This is a genomic window from Vibrio sp. 1F263 (genome assembly GCF_041439035.1).
In the GTDB taxonomy this organism is placed as follows: domain Bacteria; phylum Pseudomonadota; class Gammaproteobacteria; order Enterobacterales; family Vibrionaceae; genus Vibrio; species Vibrio tasmaniensis_A.
This window is the reverse complement of record NZ_JBGONI010000002.1, coordinates 173847-196500: the sequence shown is the minus strand read 5'-3', so window position 1 is coordinate 196500 and position 22654 is coordinate 173847. Positions and strand designations below refer to the sequence as shown.

Sequence of the window (22654 nt, the reverse complement as noted above, 5' to 3'; positions counted from 1 at the left end):
ATGTTGTTAGCTTCAGCGAGTATTGGACGCAAGCTACTGGCCTCATTCTTAGTGATGGCCCTGTTGGTTTTATTGTCTGCATTGATCGGTGTTTCTGGTTTTAGCTTTGTAGCAAAGACTGAAAGAAACGTCGTCGATTCTGCTCTTCCTGCCATGATCGAAGCTCGTCAAGTATCTGAGTTGAGTAACCGTATTATTTCGTCGGTACAAACGCTTTCTAATGCGAGAAATGAAGCAGAAAGAAAAGAAGCGGGCACTATGTTGTTCGGTCAACTTGAGTCGCTTCTTCAGCATATCAAAGAACTTGGCGTCGACAGCTTTGATTCCCAACTTCTTAATAAACTCGAAAACAATGTCCAAAGTGTTATTAATACACTGGCTGAGTTGGGCGTGTCAGTTGAACGTAAGCTTTGGTTAAACAAGGAACTGTCTTCTCGCGTTGAAGAGATGCGTCTACTTGCGGAAGAGCTAGAACAGCTAACCCGAACCCAAGTGTTGAACACGGCCACCATCGCAGTTGCCAACGTTACACACATTTATGATCTACTAGAAACCAAGCAAACTGATAAAGCCTACCAAGCCTTAGATGCGCTTGTTGAGGTAGACCTTGATTTGTCTGAACGCTTGCATGAATTACATTTGTTGGCGTACAAAATGCTTAATCAAATTGAAGAAACGCAGACTGTCACTAACGTTGAACGTATTCATCAAATCCAATCTGAGTTTGAATCTAATCTAAGAATTATGGCGCGCCGTGTGAAAGCGGTCGAAGACCCGACTCGTTCAGCGCAGATGTCTCAGCTTCTTGAAGAATTAAGAAAACGCCAAGTCGTGTTCGATATATCGTTAGAACAATATGAGAACACCAAAAAATCTGAATTTCTGATGCAAAATACGCTGGAGCTGTTTTCGCAACTGAATACAACGGTTAACCAATTGATCGACGATTCGAATCTAAGTACCAAAAAAGCGGTTGATGAGCTGACTAGCACGCTGAATCTAGCTCAATGGTCGTTGTCGGTGATTTCGGTTATTGGCTTGGTTATCGTTGCCGTTATTGTGTGGCGAGTTGTTTATATCTCGGTGGTTAAACGTCTTACTGAATACTCTTCAGCTTTGATGTCTATCGCTCAGGGGCGTCTGAATATCGATATCTCGGTTAAAGGTAATGATGAACTGGCTCATATGGGTGAGGCTATTATTACAGCGAGAAATACGGCACAGGCGCTACAAGTGGTAGCCGTTGGAGAAGCGAAGGCGAAACGTGAGCTCGAAGAACATAAAGAACACTTAGAAGAATTGGTCACCGACCGAACTTATCAACTGCAAAAAACCAATGAGAAGTTGAATGTCGAGGTGGAAAATCACGCTAAGGCTCGTAATGCCGCAGAGCAAGCAAGCCGGGCTAAGTCCGCCTTCCTCGCGACGATGAGCCATGAAATACGAACACCGATGAACGGTGTATTAGGTACGGCTCGATTACTTAAAGATACTGGGCTAGATCCTTTGCAATCGGGTTATGCCGATATCATTAACCGCAGCGGCAAGAATCTTCTCGCCATTTTGAATGACGTGCTTGATTATTCAAAGATAGAAGCGGGGCATTTAGAAATACGCACGGCTTCGTTTGATCTCTACCAAATGGTTAAAGATACCTACCAACTAATGGAGGGACGTGCTGCTGAGAAGAAACTTAATTTCGATTTCCATATTGAAAGTAACGTACAACGTTATTGGCGTGGTGATGTAACACGAATCAGCCAAATTTTGAACAATCTGGTTGGCAATGCGATTAAGTTTACTGAAACCGGCTCAGTCGATATCTTTATCAGCTTAGATATAGAAGATGAAAATCGAGTGATGTTTGAAGTGTCAGATACGGGGGTTGGCATTGATAGCAAAGAGCAAGCTTGTCTGTTTGATGCATTCACCCAAACCGGTAGTGGTCGCAATAAAACTGGCGGCACTGGGCTAGGGCTAGCGATCAGCAAAAGTATCATGCAAGCAATGAACGGTGATATTGGTGTTCATTCCGAAGAAGGAGAAGGTAGCCAATTCTGGTTCTCAGTACCTTTGTTCGCGGGTGAGAAGATTGAAACGAAAGCACCGACTATTGAAGCTTGTATCCGTGCCAAAGTACTGTTGATTGAAGATAACCCTGTTAACTGCATTGTTGCTGAAGGATTTCTGAATAACCTAGGCCATGACGTTGTGATGGCGACAACAGGAGAAGAGGCCAGAGCCATATTCAGTGAGCAGGCGTTTGATATTGCGCTGGTAGACATCAATCTACCCGATTGTGATGGCATAGAGCTGATTCAACAGTTAAAAGCGATTCTAGAACAAACGTCCACGGCTGAGCCGCTAAATATACCACCTATGGTGGCGGTGTCGGCGCATGTATTCAATGAAGAAGTCGAAAGCTATTTAGCATCAGGGTTCGATGGTTTCTTGCCTAAGCCGTTGGAGAAAGAGGCTCTTTCTCAGCTCATCGTTACTCAGCTCGATGGTAAAGCACTGTTGTTACCACAGCCTGATCCGAACGATGCCGTTTGCAAACAAAACTATAAACGCGTTATTGAGAGTAACAGTGATGAACGGAACGCCACGCAGATGGTAGATGTATTGGCTAATCACACGGCTGCCATTGATGCTCAATATGATACAACTGATTCCCAAGACCGAGGAGATACTCCGGTGAAATTGATTGATTCCAAAGTGATAGAGGGTGATCTGTCGATTCTTGGATTAGAGAAAATGAAACAGATCGTTGCGCTGTTTGATGAAAGCAGTGACCTGACCTTGAATGAATTAGCTGAGGCGAGTCAAGCGGATGATGGACGAGAAGTGAAGTCCTTGGCGCATAAACTTAAAGGGTCGGCGGGTAGTTTGGGTCTATCAGCACTGTACAGCTTGTGTCAGAGCATTGAAGCAAGCGAAGAACCATTATTGCAGTATCGAGATAACGACCAAGCTTTATCGGAACTAGTTAAAGACTCGTTGAAGGCACTTGAGCCCTATGTTTCAGTTTAACGATGTGAGCCTGTTTTAAGCTTATACCTAATCTGCAAGCCAAATAAAAAATCCTCTGAACGACTATTCGTCAGAGGATTTTTTATAGCATGTGTACCAATAGTTCTTTAAGAAAGACTTACCAAGATTTCAAGCAATATGACCGAAGATTAAGGCGATATAGCCGACGTTCAAGGCGATATAACCGACGCTCGAGGCAATGTGCTCAATACTCAAAAGCTAGAACCAAGGCCTAGCGCCTACTGGCTATCTATTTTTACTATCTATTCTCAAAACGGTTGTAATCCAATAAACCAAACTCAATCGGTTGATCTTGTTGATACCAACGGTGAACTCGGTCGCTGAATGGCCAGAACTCAGGCGAACTGCGTCGTACTGCAAACTTATCCAGCAACGCGACGTAATCTTTTTCTGTGTCCAAGCTTTGCAGTGCTTTAACCAGAGTCGGTATATCGCGCTCAGTTAATGACAGATAAGCGGCTGGGTAGCTACCTACAACGCCACGTACCAGTGTTAAGTCGTCATTGGCGTAATCTCGATTACCTTCTTCATTGAACAGGCTTGAAATGTTGCTGTGAGCGTTATTGTGAATCATGGTGAACAGCTGCTCATCGCCGCTCTCGCTTTCAATCATGATCGTCACTAATTGAGGCACATGACGCAGACCAACTCCCTTAATCAAATTCACTTGTTTGAGCAGAGCTTCGTTTTTCCGACTGAACCCTGTTTCGACAATATCAAAGCGATTATCGAGGATCGGCGCGAGCTTATCTTTGATCATATTAAGCAGTTCACGCTTAGGATTTGTCGTTTTGTATATCACGTTGGTTGGCTGGTCAAAAGGTGCAATATTGCGCTGCAAGTAGTCGCTCAACTGTGAGCTTTGGTTTTCATACCAACTTGAGTGTTCAATGTGTCGCACGTCTTTTGGAAGAAGGGTCAAGAAGTTACTCTCACCCTCAAGGCGCAAGAAGTCCATAAACATGCGGGTAATCAGTTGGTGGCCGAAGTTACCGTAGACATCAAAACCAGCAACGAGAAGGTAATGGATACGTTCTAGAAGGGCGTAATCAAGAATCCACGCTGTCTTGGGTTGTGGGCCAACTAAACCTTGAACAACTGAAGCGCTATCAAAGTGTCTAAAGATAGTAAGCGCGGCATTAGGGTTCGTGCCATTGCCATCCCAAATGATATCTGTGTCTAGATTTACTCCGCTATCAAACCATTGATTGGTGAAGTCTGATTTCGCATTAAGGTATCGAGCTTGCTGCTTCGCGTAGCTCACCCAGTTTGTGACAGGGACAGTGTTGCTTTCTAGTTCACTAGGCAGCTTTAGGTTTTGCTTCTGGTTGGCATAAAACTGATTAATTTCAGGCAGATCCGCTTTATCAGGATCGATGAATAGTACCCAGAATCTATCATTGATCACGTTGAGTGCGAGCTGCCCGCGACACACCGGCCCCTTGATAAAGGCCATGATGGTGTTTTGTGCATTGTCCAGCATGAAATGGAAGCGCGAGTTCACCGGAAGAGCTTCAAACGAAGTCATTGGATTCGCCGCGACGTCAATCGCGTAGCTAGGAAGTTGTTTGACAGCGTAACGAGCATCCACAAACCATGTGTTCCAATTGTTCAGGCGTTCTTCATTTAATGCGAAAGGCATGTGTGTTTTGTGGACGATGGTGCCTTGCTCTGGAATCAGGCGATAATAAACCCGATCCACTTTTGGATCGTCGTAAGGTCGACGACTCGTGATGCGTTGAATCGCTTCACCAGGAGGCGTCGCAGAACGAACCAAGGTGAAGAAGCGTGTTGGCTGAGCTAAATCAGAGAAATAGAGGTGTGATAGAAACAGATGTTCATAGATATAACGTGCTGAAAGTTGGCTTTTATTGTCACTCTTGTTGAGAAAGCCCTCGTAGATTTCAACGAGCTCTTGTTCCGCATCATTCAGTGGAATATGGTCATTCATTAACGCGCCATTTTCCAACCAGCTCATTAAAGTCGCGTATTCCGTTTTATCTAAGTTCGGCATGCCATAAGGCATTCCCCACGTCGGGTAATCTCTTTCGTATTGAGCGTACTCTTCAATGGTCGGACACTGTTGGTCGCGATCGGTTGAAAAGTCGAAGCCTTCAAGTTGCGTTTGATTTGGAAGAGGGTGGTTTTCTTTTTGCATCAACATACGAGAAACAAGCCCAGCATCAAGGTTAGCCGTTGAATTCTGCATACGTTCGTTAAGCACTGGATGAAAATCCGCATCACGCCACTCTTGTGTGGTTATCGCGTCTTCAAACAGGCGGGTAGGGGCTGAGGCGGTTAAACGGGTGCCTTGATAAACGAGTGCTTTACTCGCCCCTCGGTCGATACCTTCAACTGAAGACATTTTGAGCTGGCAAGGTGCATCATAACAAGCGTGGCAAACAACACAGCGGCTATCAATGATAGGTTTGACTTCGTCAATGAAATGCTGTGCTTGAGATGAAAGAATAGGCGCTTGGCGATCTCGGACTTGTTGTTCACCAAAGAGCTGATCGAAGTTCAACCCCGCGTAGACGGCACAACCTGAGAAGACGCTAACAAAAGCTAAAATGAAGAGTTTTTTCAAATTCATACGTATTAAAGATTAGGCATTTTCTCTAATTATATCGAAAATGATTGAAAAAGCTCATGTTCTGACTATTTTATAGATAAGATATTGATGTAAGTTATTTACTAGAGACTAGAGACTAGAGACTAGAGACTAGAGACTAGAGACTAGAGACTAGGCAACTATCTAATGATTGACGTAGCAAGCCGAGAATGGAACAGATAATCGCTCGAACTCTTTGATCCATCGCCATTGGTTGTCTTGCAATTTATCGCCGGGCCCTTTGACCTCAATCCAATGAAATTCATCGTCCTTGAACGCAATCAAATCCGGCATCCCATTTCTAAATAGCTTTAGATCACTCAATATCACTTTGAATAGCTTGACGATTAAGGCGTTCGGAATAGCCTCCATACTGTGCTCAATGAGTGCTTTAGGGAAATGGTTCCAATGAACGAATGGATTTGCGATACCGTATTTCTGGTCGTAGATATCCAGCAATTGGTTTAGCCCTTGCTCGGATATGGTTTGAAACACAGCCTCGATCTGTTCAACTCGCTTGTCTACGAAATTTGAATGGTACAGATCCAGAGGGCGATGTTGGTAGCGATTGATAAAGGCGCCTTCTACGTCTGCGAAAATGACATCCCAGAAAGCCAAACCAAACAAGCCACACAGAAAACTGTTTTCAGAAAAGTAGACATCCCAACCTTGGTTTTCCAAGTGTTGCTTCACCGCAAGTTCAACTCGCGTTTGGCTGAGGTCTAATTCCAGTTTTATCTCTTTGCAGCTCGGTTTTATGGTTCGAGAAACTTTGTGGCCCTGTTTCCGTAGTAGCCTGTTTTCAAGCTTAATAGCGACTTCCAGCTCTGATACATCTGATGGATTCGCTTTCATTTTTGTGACGATGTCACACATTGAGTTTAGCTCATCTTGCTTGTCATAGATGCGTGCAAGTCGTTCTCTGCTTGGGGGAAGTACGGATTGTTTGAACCAAAAGACAGCTTGATCGTTTTGGTTGAGCCTTTCTAGATCGCGAGCTATATCATTGATCAAACGCGATCGTTTTCTGGTAATGCTTCTGTGTTCTGATTCTTCAGGAATCGAATTTAAAAGCAGCTCCAGAAACTCACCGTCTTTGCGGTCACCTTCTGAATACAAGCGTTGAATATCGCGCATCTGGAGCAGTTGATTGAGCTGTTCTCTAGAGGAGAAGAAACGGCGCTGTTTGCTTAATGGGTAGTTTTCGAAGGTGTTGAGTCCAAGATCGCTAAGAACGAATTGGCTTAGGTCTTGATAAGTATTGGCAAAGAACAGTAGCAGCAAGACATCAATAACTTCAGATTTGACAACGTAAATACAATCGAACGACAAGTTTCGGAACTTATTAAAAGGTTGGTGATCGAGCAAAGCCAAGAGTTCGTCTTTCTTCGCTGTCTTATTGTTCATAAGAAATGGAAATGCGCTGAACAGCTCTGGTTTAGTCAGTAGATGCAATCCTAATTCGAGATCACTAATGACAAGGTTATGTTGTTCGATAGGGTGGCTTAACGCAATGAAGTTCGATGCGTTTAGCTCTTGTAGGGCGTTTTTCAGATCTGGAATTTCAGCATAGTCGAGCTTATCACTTCGAAACCAGCAGCCTTTGCGAGAAAGCAAACGAATCATTAGACACTGGCTTGCGACTGCAAGACGTTTGTATTCAGACAACCAATGGTATTCATCGTCACTCAGCAGATCGGGATAGAGTGTTTGAGCGTGTTCAATCAGTCGATTGAAGTTGTCGAGATAATAAGTAGGGGAGAGCTGAGGAGTGGTTTCTATCGTCAATGGATTAGTCGCTTGATACAAAAAGAGCCTAACCCTAAGGTTAAGCTCTTTCTATTTTTAATCAATCGAGAACTGAATTAAGCGCTTGCTTGCTTAAGTTCTGTTGCTTTCGCTTCTGAGATTGGTTTAGTCACGATAGCTAGAACAATACACACGGCCATCATAGCAGCAGAGATTGTGTAAGCTAGGCCGTAACCTTCGCCATTCGTCATTGAGTAACCAACAACCGCAGCACCGATAGCACCACCGATACCCCATGCCGTGTAAAGCACGCCGTAGTTCGTACCGTAGTTTTTCAGGCCGTAGAATTCCGCAGTTAGTGTTGGGAATACTGCTAGAAGTGTACCGTAACCAACAGCTGCGATAGCCGTACCAATGATTAGCGTGAATTCAGAGTTGAACGTAGCGAATAGAGCCATGTTCGCGCCTTGAAGGATGAACGCTAGAAGTAGAGTACGTACGCCACCGATTTTATCTGCAAGCATACCTGCAGCAACACGACCGCCTGAGTTGAATACAGCAAGGATAGACGCTAGGTAAACCGCGTTTGGTAGGTTCGCTTGAACGCTAGCAATCGTAGTGATGTTACCGATGATCATAAGACCAACAGAAGCAGCAAATGCGTACATGATCCATAGAGAGTAGAACTGAGGAGTCTTCAGCATTACTTTCCACGTTAGGTCTTCAGTCTTCTTAACCGCTTTAGGTGCTTGGCCTTCTTTTACTTTAGGCTCAGCTGGCGTGTAATCCGCTGGTGGGTTGTTGATCGTTGCCGCTAGAGGTACTGCGATTGCAAGTACACCAACACCAAGAATCATAAAGCTTGTTTGGATACCCATGCTATCGATTAGCGCAGAAGTTAGTGGTGCTAGGTAAATAGCAGCAAGACCGAAGCCTGCAGCGATTAGACCGTTAACCATACCTTTCTTAGAAGAATGGAACCATTTCATTGCTGATGGAGAAAGACATGCGTAACCGAAGCCGATACCAGCACCTGTCATCACGCCAAACGTTAGGTTTAGCATCATAGGAGTCGTAGCGAAACCAGAAGCAATCATACCTAGGCCAGTAAGCGCTGTACCAAGAATAAGGATCTTACGTGGACCCATACGGTCTTGTAGGATGCCTGCAACAAGAAGACAAACAGAGAATGTGATAGTTGCAATAGCGTAAGGTGAAGATGCTTCAGCAGCACTCCAACCAGCTTCAGTAACTAGCGCCTTGTTAAATACACTCCAAGCATACAGGATGCCAAGACAAAGGTTGATACAGAAGCCTGCTAGCAGGATACGTGATGCTTTATCAATCTTGCTCATTTTTATTCTCAGTTTTGTCGTTGGTCAGTGGTGAGCCACTTAACTAAAGACGGGTTATTGTGATTGTTTCTTCAAAATTAGTTTGCGTTTATCAACAGACAACGCAAAAGAGCGCGGATTATAACCAATAAAAATGTGATTGGAATCTCTTTTTCCATTTTTGGTAAATAAACCCAAAGTTGTTAATGGGTTGTTTTTTGTTGGTTTGTAAGTTGTTTTCAATACCTTTCTATTTTGTTCTTTTTAGCGTGGCGGGCTTATTTTTTAAGGGGTTCTTCGATACACATTTCAGATTGTCCACGTATCCCGTGCGGATATCACAGAGTTACGAATTATTTTAAATATTTTCCAAGGTTAATTTTGTGTAACAAAACAAATCGAAATGACGCTTTATTCATATGAGACAAGGGTTAACGGAGGTTTATAAAAAACAACATGTTAAATGATTGTTAAATTGGGTTTTTGTTAGCATCTTTGCTTACATTTTGTTCAACTTGAGGGGTTGTGTTGCCGAAAAAAAGTGGGAAAATAGCACGCAAACTGAGATTCCAAATTTGAAAGGATGCGTTTCCAACCTATGGTGAGGCGAGTATTATGAAACTGTTTTTAATTTTATTGATGTCAATTTCTGGTGGTGTAGCGGCAGCTGACCATATTCACTCTTTCCTATTCGGCTTCTATATTGCGGCGTTAGCAGTTGGTAGTTGTTACTGGCTTGCATTTCGCAGTACGCGTTTCCCACAGTTGGCATTAATGCTATTGATGTGTGGCTTTTTTGCAAAAATTGCAGTGACCGTTATCGGTGTTTCTTGGGGTATCTCAAACGATATCATTCAATCGCCGTTCATTTTCTCATTGTCATACCTTTTCTTCTTGGTCGTAGTGACTTACGTTTGGTTTGCATACCGCGATAAGTTGACGCTTAAAAAGCGTGCTAAGCAGGTAGAAGAGTCTCGCAAGCAAGCGGCAGCGTAATTCGATTTGATTCTTAAAAAGCCTTCTTCGGAAGGCTTTTTTGATCCTGCCTGAGCTCAAAAAAACAGAATTTGAGTACGTTACCTAAAATTGCATTATTGAAATAATATGTGTTTGACTAATCGTTCATCGAACGTTTATTACGGCCAGAAAAAGGACGGCGTCCTTTTTTGGTTGTGTGCTTACGTCGGATAGATACGTAAAGCAATGATTATTAAATGGATTATTGTAGTTGGAGTAGTCGCTAGTGTTCAATAATGAAGTACAAGGTCTATTGATATTGCTCGTTTTTATTGTATTCGCTTTGTTGTGTCTTAATGGCTGAATGGATTCATATTAAAACAATCAATGTGGCGCGGAGTGATTTCAAATTATGTGGTTTGGTATTTATCAACCAGTTATTCAAAAACACTTGAAGAATGCGGTTAACTACATTGATAAGAACATACAACTCGAGATCAAGTAAAACAGTCGAATTTGATCGAGTTGAAGTTCGACTATGGCCCTTATCAAAAAGCTTCGAGAGTAAATATACCATTGAAAAATTAATAGTAGAAAGGTTAATAGTATGTATAAAAACAAAGGTTTTACCTTGGTTGAACTTGTAGTAGTGATAGTTATCCTTGGGGTGTTGGCAGTGACTGCTGCTCCTCGCTTTTTGAATTTTCAGAGTGATGCAAAAAATGCGTCGTTAAAGGGGTTAAAAGGAGCTCTTGAGTCTGCAATCAACTTATCTTATGGAAAAATGCTAGTTGCCAACGCAGAAGGAAACCTTATAACTAAAGGGGTTTCGGCCGCGGCAATTATACCAGGTTGTGGTGATTGCACTTTTTGGTACGGATATGCCCCTGCGGATGTTAAAACGTTGTCCGTTTTGGTCGAAGGTATTGAAGTTGATGGTTCAGGCGATTTTGTTCTGACAGACGTACAACCTAATAATAACATCAGCAATTCTTATTATGTGGAAATAGCCTTCCCTAACAATATGCTAGATGGCAACCTTGTGAATGATTCATGTTATTTAAGATATGAGTCAAGAATTGGTGATCCAGTAGATGCTAAACCCGTTCTTGATTTGGTGGATTGTAACTAGGCGATTTAGTACTTCCAATATTCTTGCTTATGTATCGGTTAAGGAAGACCGTTTGCCAAACTATAAACCAACCGCCACCCTTGATTGGAAATTGGGCGCAGATGTAAAGTGAAAATATTTGCAATATTCAATCGCTCTAAAGTCAGAGTATAGACAAGTAAAAACGTTGTTTAACTTTGATAAAATTCATAATTGTTGAGTTGATTGTGCTTATTCGATTTTGCTTCATACATCGCAGAATCAGCAGCAGACATGAGCTCTTTTTCTGATAAGAAGTGTTTTTGTTGATAGATGGAAATACCTGCGGAACACCCAACTTGGATTATGTTTCCTTCGAGATCAATCGGTTGACTTATCATTCCCATTATCCGAGTTAGTGCAACTTCAATGTCTGCATGATGCTCAAAATTAACAATGATCAAACCAAACTCATCACCTCCGAGTCGTGCAAAAGTATCAGAACTTTTTATCGATTTTTGCACTCGCCTAGCAATGATTTTGAGAAGCTGATCCCCTGCATCGTGTCCCAAAGTATCATTAACTTCTTTAAACCCATTTAAATCTAAAAAGCAAAAGCCAAGAGGCTCACCTTTTTCTATATGTCTTTTTAGTGCAGTTAAACAGTATTTCCGGTTTTTAAGCCCAGTAAGGTAGTCGGTTTCAAGATTAAGTGATTTTTCTTTGAGACGACGAGTTAAATAAGTGATGGCTGGAATTGTTATCGCAGCGCCAATAATCGCCATATATATCGCATACAACAGGCTTTTTCGATCCTCATTTATCACATTCACAAATTCAGAGAGATCATAGCCCTTGAGTTCGTACAACACCACGTCATCATAAAGAATCTTTATGTTGGAGACCGTACCTAAAATTTCAGGTAAATGTTGTCGCCAATTATCTTGCGACAAAAGCGTGTTGTAATGGTGGTCTAATTGTTCAATGTGATTAGCAATCGAGTCCTTTGCATAACCTTGAAATTTTTTGAATACATTGGCGTCTGTAGTCAAGAACTCGTAGTTAACAATAAGGAAATCAATCCTATTTTTTATTTTTTGAGGCGAATCCACATCATTGTATATTGTGTCTGACACTTCCATTTCCAGTTCATGAACTTCTCTTCCAAATCGCCAAGAAGCCCAATAAGAAGCTTTGATCAACTCGATATATTTTACGGTTTCACGGTCATGTTCAGAGTGTGCTTCATTGATTCTCAACGTAACGAACAGTAATAAGGTGAAGAAGATTGCTAATGCCAAGCTTCTTTTGACTTTGTCATGTTTCACTGCTTTTTCCTCACTCTTCAAAAACAACAATTTCATTGGCAAACCAGACTAGGTGGTAAGCAAGTGACAGATTTCGCATAGCTTGGTCGTTGAGGTTGTTTAAATCACGGATCACAATAACAGGCCCTTTTTGCCTAATGGGTATTGGTTGTCCTTCGTCTTGATACGCTAAAAAAAAGTGTGTGTTGGCAAGACTGTCTTGAGTAAATGTCGCTTTGTATCCATTTGCAGAGACGATCTCAATACAACGTATGTTCAGAGATGGTTCATGATGTTTGAGCAAATCTTCCAGGTAGACTCCTTGGTAAGCTCGTTTCTCTTTTCGCCAAGGCAGTGGTGTCGAGAGTTGGTTTGGGGCTATTTTTGTTAGTTCGTCCATTGTGTAGTCGTAAGTTACATCTCTACTTTCAAAACGTATTTTCATGACGAGTGATTCATCTAAATGGGTTTGTGCTGGCGCTTTAACAGCTACAAATAAAATTATCAAGAGGATGTATACTACTTTCACGGACGCTGTCCTTTTTTATTTTGTTTTTGTTTGGCTTGTCAAGATATCAACAAGAACTATTGAGTTAATTGAACTAATCGGTGTGCATTATATTATTATAAAATATTGTCAGTATTACAATGGTCATTATAAATATGTTGATTTTATCATCAAACATGGCTGTTTGTTTTGTCTGAGTTGAGTGGTAGAGAATGAACAGGAGATCAAAACTTGAAATTAGTATGGCAAGCAGTCGTTATCTCTATGAGTTTTATTTTCTCTATAAAGGTACACGCACAAATACAGGCGAATAGCGACGTTGATGTACTCAATGTTGCCTTAATGAATGAAGATAGGTACCCCTATTTTGTCAAACCGAAGTTCGGAGCCCCTGAGAAGGGTGTCTATATTGATCTTTTGAATGAAATTGGAGAGATGACGGGAATCCGCTTCAAGTATCATTTCTACCCACAGTCGCGGGTTCGACACCTGATGAAATACCAGAAGATAGATGTTGAACCTGGGATAGCGAAAGAATGGCGAACCGAACTTCTTGAGCTTGAGAATAGTGTGTACAGCATTCCGCTGTATCGAACGTCTGAAGTGGTTATCTATCGGCGTTCTCACTTTGAATCTCCACCCAATACGTTGAGTGCGTTTAAAACACTGACTTCTTGTTCTGTTTTGGGGTTTTATGACGTAAACATTGGGGGTTCAGACAAAGACAGTATTACAGAAAATAATTCAACAAAGATGATCGAAATGGACCGTTGTGACTATATGTTTATGCCCCTAGTCATCGCAGAAGCTAAAGAGATCAACGAGCAACTCATTGGGATCACAAAGCCAATGAAGTATTTTGACTTAAGAATTAGATTAACAAAAGTGAATGAGGGGTCTCTTCCTAAGATTAATGAGGCAATCAAGCTTCTACGATCTCAAGGTTACATCACAGAATTATTTGATAAGTATAAAAAGTTAGGAGAATCCGAATGAGCAGGTTGAAAACGACACACTTGCTCATTGGTTTAATGAGCATCTTAAGCTTTTATTTGATTTTCTTAGCGACAATTCAGGATTCAAATGGCCATTTAAAAGCAAGAAACACACCGTTAAAAATAGCTGCGAAAATATCGGATTTAGTCGCTCCTCATTTATACAATTTGGATGCAAAAAACCTGCGGGTGACAGTTGAATCGATTATTACTCACAACGAATCGATCAATGCACTCGATATAAAAGATGTTGTAAGCGGGAAGAGTGCATTGACGTACTTCAGGAGCGAAAACAACGCCTATTTCAATCGTTCTATCGATGAAAATGTACGTTTGTATTCGGATTACGCCAACACTGATATTGTTTATGACGGATTGGTCATAGGTACAGTGCATCTTTATATCTCTGATGATGAGCCTTTAACGGATGACCGTTTCCACATTGGATACTATGCGGTTGTTTTTGTACTTGTTATCTTTCTTTTATCGGGCGTTTTTTATGCGGCTCTAAAGAAATCCGATGCAAAGCTATCGAGCTTTGATATCAACTCAAATAAGTTTCTCTATTCATTTCTAATCTCCATCATATTTTTTGTCATGATTGCAACGGCTGTAAGTTATTTATTGATTGATTCTAGTAGAAGTTATGCAATCGAAAGAACGAGAAGTGACCTTAATAGTGTGGTTCGTAGCTACCAAGAAGGTGTTGAAAACAAAGTTAATTTGATGAAAAGCACTTTTGATTTCATCACTTCAACCGACGAATTTGTAAACGTGTTTGATGAGCTGATGATTACGCGAAATGAACAAGTAAACGCATCAATAAAAAATAACCAGGATCGTCTAATTCAAGTCTTCAAGCGGTATGCAAACTTACATATTGGGGGAAACAATGCATTTGCGGTATTAAATACCAAAGGTTCAGTGTTGACTCACTATGGGGATAGCGTTGTCTATGATGAATTTAATGTAGATATATATCCGTATTTTCTCGAAGCTCTTAGGGGGCGAGCATCAATATTCTCGATAGGTGCTTATTACGATCACACTGAGCAAGACTACAAAGGAAATCTGTTTTTTTCTACTCCAATTGTTAAACAGAAATCTGGAGAGATCGTTGGTGTCATTGTCAGTGAGATACTGACCGATGAGTTGTTTTTCCCTGATGATTACAAAAAATATTTTCAAAATACGGGCGAGATGCTCGCAGTTGATGCGTCGGGCACTGTGATATCGCGTTGTAAGAAAGAGAATTGTCTAGGTAATAAGAAAGACGGAGTTATCACTATTTCACAGCCGCCGAATAACGGTGACATTAGTGATATGGAGCGTACTACAGATTACCAAGGAGCTCAGGTCTTTGTTGTTGCAAGTAAGCAAAGTACTTTTCAAGCTAATTTTATTGCGAAGATTGATGTTGAGGAGGCATTAACTGAGCATAACGACTTTCAGTGGGCTTTGATAATCATTACATCCGGTATGAGTGCTTTTGTTATTTTGAGCCTTGGTTTTACGTTGATCATTGTTAGAAAAGTGACGGGCAAACAAATTGCGTTAAATCGAAGTTTGATTGAACGGTTGGGTAATGCAGCTGAATTTAAAGATAATGATACCGGGATGCACGTGGTTCGAATGAGTCATTACGCAAAAATTGTCGCGGTCAATTATGGTTGTACAAAGCAATGGTGTGAAAACTTATTCACTGCTGCGCCAATGCACGATATCGGTAAGATAGGGATTCCAGATAAGATATTACATAAGCCAGGCAAACTAACCACGCAAGAGTGGGATGTTATGAAAGCGCATCCTATATTTGGTGAGAAGATTATCGGAGAACATAGTAGCCCTTTGTTGATCATGGCTAAGGATATATCGATAGCACACCATGAGAAATGGGATGGGTCCGGCTATCCTTACAATTTAATGGGCGAACAAATCCCTTTATCAGCACGAATCATTGCAATAGCTGACGTATTTGATGCATTGACCACCGTTAGGCCATACAAAGAAGCATGGAGTGATGAGAAAGCGATAGCATTGATAAAGTCAGAATCCGGGCGCCACTTTGATCCAGAAGTCGTTGATGCCTTCATACGGTCGATTGACGAAATTCTACAAACTAAAGATCAGTATCGCGATATTCAATGTGACCCAACTACCCAAAATCATCTTAAACAAATGTTGATTTAATTGATTTGAAAATAGGCCACTGAATTAGTGGCTTATTTGGTGCTTTGAGTAGGATAGGGAGTTTGTATAAAGGTTTGAACTAGATGGTTTTTCTAGTCCAAACGCAATCTTACGCGTGAATTACGGCGTAGCCGACACATTTGTAAACACAACTTTTAACCTCTTGCTCATCACCTTTTATTGAATCAAATAGGCCTTTAACACCATCGAGCTTAGGTATTATTGGACCCGCAGTTAGGATTGCTTTCTTAAACCTTGGATTGTTGTCGAACGCCTCAGTCCAAGATTGATAGAACGCCTCAGGTGATTCAAATTTGAGTGGTTGTTTGATGATCTCTACATACTTTGATACTAACTCTAGAGCGAGATCTTCTTTACGCTTGAAGTGTGTATTAATGCCACTACGTGAAATAACCGCTTGTTTAGACAGGCGGGTAAATGTTGCAGCATCAAAGCCTTCATTCAAAGTGATGTCAAAGGCCGCCTCAATAATTCTTCTTTTTGTATTTTCTGCTTTTTCGCTCATTCGCTACGAACCCGAACTTTTAGTCGAAAGTTATTTCTTCATCAACTTCGCAAGATCTGCGAAAGGGTTGTGGGTCGCTGATTGGTGGTCGTCTAAACGAGCCTTGGCATCAACGCCATAACGGTCATGGTCTGTGTATTTTGAGTGTTCATGATCGTGACAGTAAAGGCACAATAGTTCCCAGTTACTTCCGTCTTCAGGGTTGTTTGTATGGTCGTGATCGACGTGGTGAACGGTCAGCTCTCTTAAGTTCGAGTAAACAAATTCACGCGCGCACTTACCACAAACCCATGGGTACAGTTTCAGTGCTTTTTCACGGTAGCCTTTCTCTTGGCGAGCGTACGCTGCACTCGAGCCTGTGTAATCAGAAGACATTGCCAAATCCTTATCAATTGTAATCTCCCGATTTTATCACAGCTTTCTTTGACCTGTAGGCATGTCGTGACTAAATCATGTTTCGTACTAACCGTTATGTGGCTTAGGTTTGATTGGACACTTATCTTTTACGTGTGCTATCTCATAAAGCAGGTTATTTCTTTCTGGAATAAGCCATGCTTAACAGTTTGAAAAGAAATTGTATTTAGGGGTTTTAACCAAGGGAGCGTGACCTAATATCAGTTAAAGCTAACCTATATTAATAAGGAAATATCATGTCAGAACAATACACACCGCCAAAAGTTTGGGTTAACGATACTGATGGTGGTAACAAGTGGGCAAATATCAATAGTCCTGAATCTGGCGCTCGCTTTGATAAAGAGCTTCCTGTTGGTGACCATGCTTTTCAATTGTATTCTCTTGGTACACCGAACGGTCAAAAAGTCACTATCTTGCTGGAAGAGTTGTTAGCGGCAGGTGTTAAAGAAGCTGAATATGATGCGTATTTGATTAACATTGGTGAAGCTGAACAGTTCTCTTCTGGTTTTGTGAGGGTTAATCCAAATTCCAAAATACCAGCACTCGTTGATAAGTCTGGTGCTGAAGATGTGAATGTTTTCGAATCGGCATCTATCTTGATGCACTTAGCTGAAAAGTTTGGTCACTTCTTGCCAAAAGAAGGGGCAGCGAGAACACAAACCATTAATTGGTTGTTCTGGGCTCAAGGTTCAGCACCATTCCTAGGTGGTGGCTTTGGTCACTTCTACGCTTACGCTGATGAAAAGCAAGAGTACCCAATTAACCGTTTTGCGATGGAAGCGAAGCGTCAACTAGACGTGCTAGACAAGCAACTTGCAAATAGCACTTTTGTGGCGGGCGAAGAGCTAAGCATCGCTGATATCGCAATTTGGCCTTGGTATGGCAACCTTGTACTAGGAAAAATCTACGATGCCGCTGAGTTCCTACAAGTTGAGTCTTACACCAACGTTGTGCGCTGGGCGAAGCAACTAGAAGCGCGCGAAGGTTTCCAACGAGGTCGAGTAGTGAACCGTTCATTCGGTGAAGAGTGGGAGCAAGTCCCCGAGCGCCACTCTGCAGAAGACATTGACCGAGTTTTAAAGCTTAAGCCTTAGTTTTTTGGAACGTGTTTTTGGGCAGATATACCCTATCGGTCTTAATGTTAATGGCTAATTGAAATGCTGTATCTCTAACGAGGTATGGCATTTTTTTGTATTAGGTACTGGAATTTTTCGCAGTTGGAATAAGGATCTCAAATTTGTTTTTTATTTAAAATTCAATTGCTTATTGGTGGTTGCTTTTATCGTTAAGACAAAAAACAATAGTCATCGAGGTGGAGTAAATCGATAAGATAGCGGTCCATTTTAAACTACGATTAACATCGCTCAATGAAAAAAAACATAATTGCGCTGGCTATCATATCCACGGCTCTTTCAGGATGTAATGACGATTCACGAACCTATGGTGGCACCCCTGACACATTGCCTCCAGCGGACATCATTCCACCAACGGATATTCTTCCGCCGACTGACATCATTCCACCAACGGATATTCTTCCGCCGACTGACATTATTCCACCTACAGATATTATCCCCCCAACAACTTACATCGGTTCACTGTTGTCGAGCGGGGCGTTTGTGTCTGGAGATGTGTACTGTGACGGCGTTCATCTTGAAAACGGAACGTTCAGTGTTAAACAAGGCGTGAGTTTTAGTTGTACCTTGGGTCACCTTACTTTAGGTGATTTCACTGCTCCTTTCCCTGAGATAACAGAGTTCACGATTTCAAATGATGGGCTTAACGCGGCATTTGAGTTGACAGAATTACACGGAGACAACGTTACTAAAGTACTCGAATCAATTGATGTTTGTGAGACAGAAAGTGCTATCTGTTTAAAAGAACTGGATGCTTTTGATATTGAGGATGTGTTCTCGCAACTTGATGATCAAGATGCTGTCGATGCATACTTTTCATCGAAAGAAGAAGAATCTACCGATGAAGTAGGTAAGGCTCCTAGTTCACACGTAGACACAACTGTTGTTCCTGCGGTTGACCCTAATGCGGACAATAACCTTAACGCTGGTTTTGTTTCTGCAGACGCGGAGTCTACCTATGCTTATAAGCCAAGTGTTGAAGGTAAGGTGTTAACTCGCAGTAAGCTTACAGATGCTAATGGTACGCCGATTTCTGGGATCAGTTTCTTTTCGGCTAACGCGACGGGCGTGACGGATGAAGAGGGAATCTTTGAGTACCTGTGGGGTGACAGAATCGCTTTTGGTATTGATACGTTTGAGTTTGGCTCCATTACGGGTAATCAGATTGCTTATCAATTGTCTGATGTGACCAATAATGTGGTAGAGAAAGCGAATATCCAGTCATTACTAGAGCGCTACGCGGTTGATCATCTAAGTCATTATGAGATATCTGAAGAAGTCCAAGATACCTTTTCAAAGTACCCTAACGTTATAAATGAACTGATTAACCTAACTCTGCCAAATGGGGGATTAATAGAGGGTACAGACTTTGAACTTCCTAATGAGTTTGTTGGTCAGTTTAGCCAAGGGTTAACGGCAGTAATCGATGAGCAGCTGCGCCAAACGCCTCAGTTTATGGATTATGTTCGTCAACCTGCCGTTTTATCTATGGATTCTGGTCAGTATGTAACAGAGTCTCTGCAGCAAATCTTTCACAACGTCACCACATTCCATGTATTCAATGATAATGGTAGCTTTTACGGTGCAACGGGTTATACCCGTGGTATGCGAGCTCTGAATATATCGAACAGAGCATTCCCTGTGATGATGCCAAGAACTGATAAAAACCGTGAGCTTTACTTTGGTGAGCAACAGGCCTGGACTCGTGAAGGCAAGCCTTACATCGCACAACACCCAAGCATCTCGATGCCGCCGATTCCTTTAGTCTCTGAAGACAACGCGACTTATGGTTTTCCATTCGTTACAGCAGGCGAGATAGGCAAAGGTAAGGTCGTGTTCATGGGTAATGGCTTATATCCAAGTATTCTGTCATGCCCTGAAAATTATTGGGCCAATCGAACATTGCATATCGATAGCAACAAACAACAGTGCACTGTTTCGACGTTCGAAAACCTACTGCATGATGACCAAGGCAGCATGAGGTCGTTTTTCTCGAACTTGTTTGAGTGGCTCAATAATGGTCTGCCTATTGCTGGGATGAATGCAGTCACCAATATTGACCAAGCTTATTCGGCTTATCACCACTCCACAATGGGTAAGCAGTACACGTTTTTTGTTAGTCCTCAGTATGGTTTTGCATCAGTAGAAAAGCGCGGTTCAGGTGACTTTGATGGTTTGGATGCGAGCACCACGCCTATTTTGATCCTTCAGGTATACCCACCTAAGTTGGTTCAAGATGGCATGACTAACCAGTTTGTTGCTGACTTGGATAACCCTAACTTAAACCAAGACGATATTACGGCTCTTATTAACTATGTTAATGACGGTGGCAATATCTTGTTTATGGATGCGATTCAAACGACTAACCCTGAACCTATTGGACGCTTAGCGGACGCCGCGGGTGTATCTCTAGGTGGTGAAAACGTTACGCCAACAAACCAAGCTTTCTGCGGTAGCTCTTATTACTGCCAAGCGCCGTATCCAAATTTTCACGTGAAGAGTGAAAAGGAAATGGTGGTTCTTGAGCGTTTTCAAGATAACCAAGGAGAGCCTCCGTTCACGGTAAATCAAGATGGTACGGTTGAGTGGATTGAAGATGAATCCAAAATCAAGTTTGAAATCCCGACTTATGAGGTTGCTAAGTTAGACGCTGAAGGGAAGCCAGTGCTTGATGCGTCTGGTGTAACGGTAATGGAGGCAAAATCCGCACGTATCTTTGTTGAATCTGTAGCAGAGCGTGAAGCGGCGATCAAAGAACTGCAGTCGGCATTCGTTGGCACTGAGCTTTGTAAGAACGAGTATGAATACGAATTTAACTGTATAGAGACTCGTTCTGGAGACGGTGTGACTGTTCGCGGTGCTTATCATAGAGCCGATTTCGATCGCTATGAAGTGAGTAAAACCATTGTCGACAGTATGGTGAAAGCAGCGAACTTGGGTTCTAACTTTACAGCGCTCTACGAGCACGAGATTTACTATCGCACGAAAGGTACTCAAGGTAAGCGTCTGTCTAACAGCGAATTGAATCAAGCGTTTGATAACCTGTCTGTTTGGATGTGGAATGACAACGCATACCGATTTGAAACAGACATACAAGATGAGTTGGGGTTCAAGCAAGCTGTTCAGTTCCTTAACTGTTATACCGAAGACTTACATCAAACAGATACACTAGAAGCACAGTGTCCTGTTGACCTAAAAGCGTCGTTAGTCGCTAATGGAATGATATATGGCGAAGGTGAGTTATCGGGACAGTTGAATCCGAGCTATCCATTAAATTACATGGAGAAACCTCTGACTCGCATTATGTTGGGGCGCTCATTCTGGGATCATGAAATCGTTGTTGATACCACAATGTATCCGGGTCGAACTTCAGGTGCATCTTCGTCAAGTTCGGTTCTTATCCAAACAGATGGCAAGGGCGTCACGTATTCGGCTGGGAACAATCAATCGACAGGTTTATGGGCTCCTCAGCTACAAGATGTGACGATTAGTCATGGTGTCGCTGCAACGATCACTGTGATGATAGCGGATGACCTTACAGGCAAGCCGAATCATGAAACCAGTTTGAAGCGCCCTCCGCGTATGCAAACTAACTATGCTTACGACGGTTCGAACTTAACCTTCAAGGTGCCATATGGCGGCCTTATCTACATTCAACCGAAAGTAAAAGAGCTTGGTGAAGTCTCGTTTAGCATTGAGGGCGCGTTAAAAGCTGCTTGGTGGAAAGAGGGACAGTGGATTAACACTATTCAATCGGCAGACGCACCAATTGCAGAAGTCGACACGGGTTCATTTATCTATACCACGCCCGTTAGGAACATAGAATCCGCTGATTTAGGACAGTTTGCTTCGGACATGAATCGATTCGCTGACGCTGCTAGTGACTTCTACGGGCGTGATGAGATTCAAAACGATGGTTTACACCGTAGGTTCACTTATCCAGAACTGATGGCGTTCCGCCATCGTTTTGTGAATGACGTGCAGATTTCGATTGGTGCTGCTCACTCTGGTTACCCAGTGATGAATTCAAGCTTTAACGCAAATCGGACATACATTCCAACCAACCCTGTGAACGACTGGTTGTTGTGGCATGAAGTTGGTCATAACTTAGCATCAGCTCCTTTCCTAGCGGCTGGTAGTACAGAAGTGACCAATAACCTTCTTGCGTTGTATATGCAGGAGTTAGAGGGGCGCAATGCAAACCCTGAAATGGATCGTATTAAATCGGATATTAAGAAAGCACCTAAATGGCTAGAGCTTAATAATGAACATGCGTGGTCACATGGTGATGCAGGTTTACGATTAGTTATGTTTGGTCAGCTAAAAATCTGGGCAAAATCGAACTTTGCAATTGATGATTGGTATACACGCGGCGCAAGCCAATCTGATGTGTATGGTGAAGATGAAGGCTGGAACATGTTCAAACTTATGCACCGTAAAGCTCGAGGTGATACAGAGGGTGATGCGGTTGAAAACTATTGTAGTGCCAAAGATACTGGGCTAACCGGTGGCGACTTAATGATGGTATGTAGCTCCTACGTTTCGAACTATGACTTAAGTGATTTCTTTGTTGCTTGGAACGTGGGAGAGACCTCGATGACTAATGCTGATGGCTCGAAGTCTTATAGTGGTGGAATTAGCTCTAAAGGTCTTAGTGCGGTTGAACAGTTAAAACTAGAGAAACCAAAGAACAGCCCTTTGAATGTTGATTCAATTTACTAACGCTAATTCTTGCTAAGGCATTTTACAGCTAAAATATAAACGCCACACTTAAATTACGTGTGGC

Annotated in this window: 14 protein-coding genes; 7 read left to right on the top strand and 7 right to left on the bottom strand. The window is 42.2% G+C overall.

All coding sequences use genetic code 11. The features are described 5' to 3' along the window. Positions 1 to 3033, top strand: coding sequence for a TMAO reductase system sensor histidine kinase/response regulator TorS (torS, locus tag ACED25_RS02125; protein ID WP_371694532.1), 3033 nt, complete (start codon positions 1 to 3; stop codon positions 3031 to 3033). A gap of 259 nt (positions 3034 to 3292) precedes the next feature. On the opposite strand, the gene ACED25_RS02120 is transcribed toward torS, so the two are convergent. From ACED25_RS02120 to ACED25_RS02110, 3 genes are all read right to left on the bottom strand, one after another. Continuing rightward, on the bottom strand, positions 3293 to 5647 hold the full coding sequence (locus ACED25_RS02120) for a fatty acid cis/trans isomerase (protein WP_371694531.1): 2355 nt from the start codon (positions 5645 to 5647) through the stop codon (positions 3293 to 3295). A gap of 162 nt (positions 5648 to 5809) precedes the next feature. Further along, positions 5810 to 7474: a VRR-NUC domain-containing protein gene (locus tag ACED25_RS02115; RefSeq protein ID WP_371694530.1), complete on the bottom strand. Its 1665-nt coding sequence runs from the start codon at positions 7472 to 7474 to the stop codon at positions 5810 to 5812. Positions 7475 to 7530: 56 nt separating this feature from the next. Beyond that, positions 7531 to 8769, bottom strand: coding sequence for an OFA family MFS transporter (locus ACED25_RS02110; protein ID WP_009844864.1), 1239 nt, complete (start codon positions 8767 to 8769; stop codon positions 7531 to 7533). A gap of 594 nt (positions 8770 to 9363) precedes the next feature. Here ACED25_RS02110 and ACED25_RS02105 point away from each other — a divergent pair. Then, positions 9364 to 9744: an NADH:ubiquinone oxidoreductase gene (locus tag ACED25_RS02105; RefSeq protein WP_371694529.1), complete on the top strand. Its 381-nt coding sequence runs from the start codon at positions 9364 to 9366 to the stop codon at positions 9742 to 9744. 568 nt (positions 9745 to 10312) lie between these two features. Continuing rightward, complete coding sequence (locus tag ACED25_RS02100; RefSeq protein ID WP_371694528.1) at positions 10313 to 10837, top strand: prepilin-type N-terminal cleavage/methylation domain-containing protein; 525 nt, start codon at positions 10313 to 10315, stop codon at positions 10835 to 10837. Positions 10838 to 11007: 170 nt separating this feature from the next. Here ACED25_RS02100 and ACED25_RS02095 read toward each other — a convergent pair whose 3' ends face one another. Together ACED25_RS02095 and ACED25_RS02090 are read right to left on the bottom strand one after the other, a co-directional pair. After that, on the bottom strand, positions 11008 to 12123 hold the full coding sequence (locus tag ACED25_RS02095; RefSeq protein WP_371694527.1) for a diguanylate cyclase domain-containing protein: 1116 nt from the start codon (positions 12121 to 12123) through the stop codon (positions 11008 to 11010). A 10-nt stretch (positions 12124 to 12133) separates the two neighbouring features. Continuing rightward, entirely contained in the window at positions 12134 to 12631 is a 498-nt protein-coding gene (locus ACED25_RS02090) for a hypothetical protein (protein ID WP_371694526.1), read from the bottom strand. 210 nt (positions 12632 to 12841) lie between these two features. Between ACED25_RS02090 and ACED25_RS02085 the strand changes: the two genes are divergently transcribed. Further along, a complete protein-coding gene (locus ACED25_RS02085) occupies positions 12842 to 13606 on the top strand; it encodes a substrate-binding periplasmic protein (protein WP_371694525.1) in 765 nt (254 codons plus the stop codon). Beyond that, entirely contained in the window at positions 13603 to 15795 is a 2193-nt protein-coding gene (locus tag ACED25_RS02080; RefSeq protein WP_371694524.1) for an HD domain-containing phosphohydrolase, read from the top strand. The genes ACED25_RS02085 and ACED25_RS02080 overlap by 4 nt, the downstream gene beginning before the upstream one ends. A 109-nt stretch (positions 15796 to 15904) precedes the next feature. Here ACED25_RS02080 and ACED25_RS02075 read toward each other — a convergent pair whose 3' ends face one another. Both ACED25_RS02075 and ACED25_RS02070 read right to left on the bottom strand, forming a co-directional pair. Then, a complete protein-coding gene (locus ACED25_RS02075) occupies positions 15905 to 16321 on the bottom strand; it encodes a TetR/AcrR family transcriptional regulator (RefSeq protein WP_371694523.1) in 417 nt (138 codons plus the stop codon). Positions 16322 to 16351: 30 nt separating this feature from the next. Beyond that, positions 16352 to 16696: a YajD family HNH nuclease gene (locus ACED25_RS02070; protein WP_004730279.1), complete on the bottom strand. Its 345-nt coding sequence runs from the start codon at positions 16694 to 16696 to the stop codon at positions 16352 to 16354. 275 nt (positions 16697 to 16971) lie between these two features. On the opposite strand from ACED25_RS02070, the gene yghU reads away from it, so the two are divergent. Both yghU and ACED25_RS02060 read left to right on the top strand, forming a co-directional pair. Next, positions 16972 to 17829 carry a glutathione-dependent disulfide-bond oxidoreductase gene (yghU, locus tag ACED25_RS02065; protein ID WP_371694522.1) on the top strand — a complete coding sequence of 286 codons (858 nt, stop codon included), beginning with the start codon at positions 16972 to 16974 and terminating at the stop codon, positions 17827 to 17829. A gap of 273 nt (positions 17830 to 18102) precedes the next feature. Next, positions 18103 to 22590 carry an SslE/AcfD family lipoprotein zinc metalloprotease gene (locus ACED25_RS02060; protein ID WP_371694521.1) on the top strand — a complete coding sequence of 1496 codons (4488 nt, stop codon included), beginning with the start codon at positions 18103 to 18105 and terminating at the stop codon, positions 22588 to 22590. Positions 22591 to 22654 lie beyond the last annotated feature (64 nt).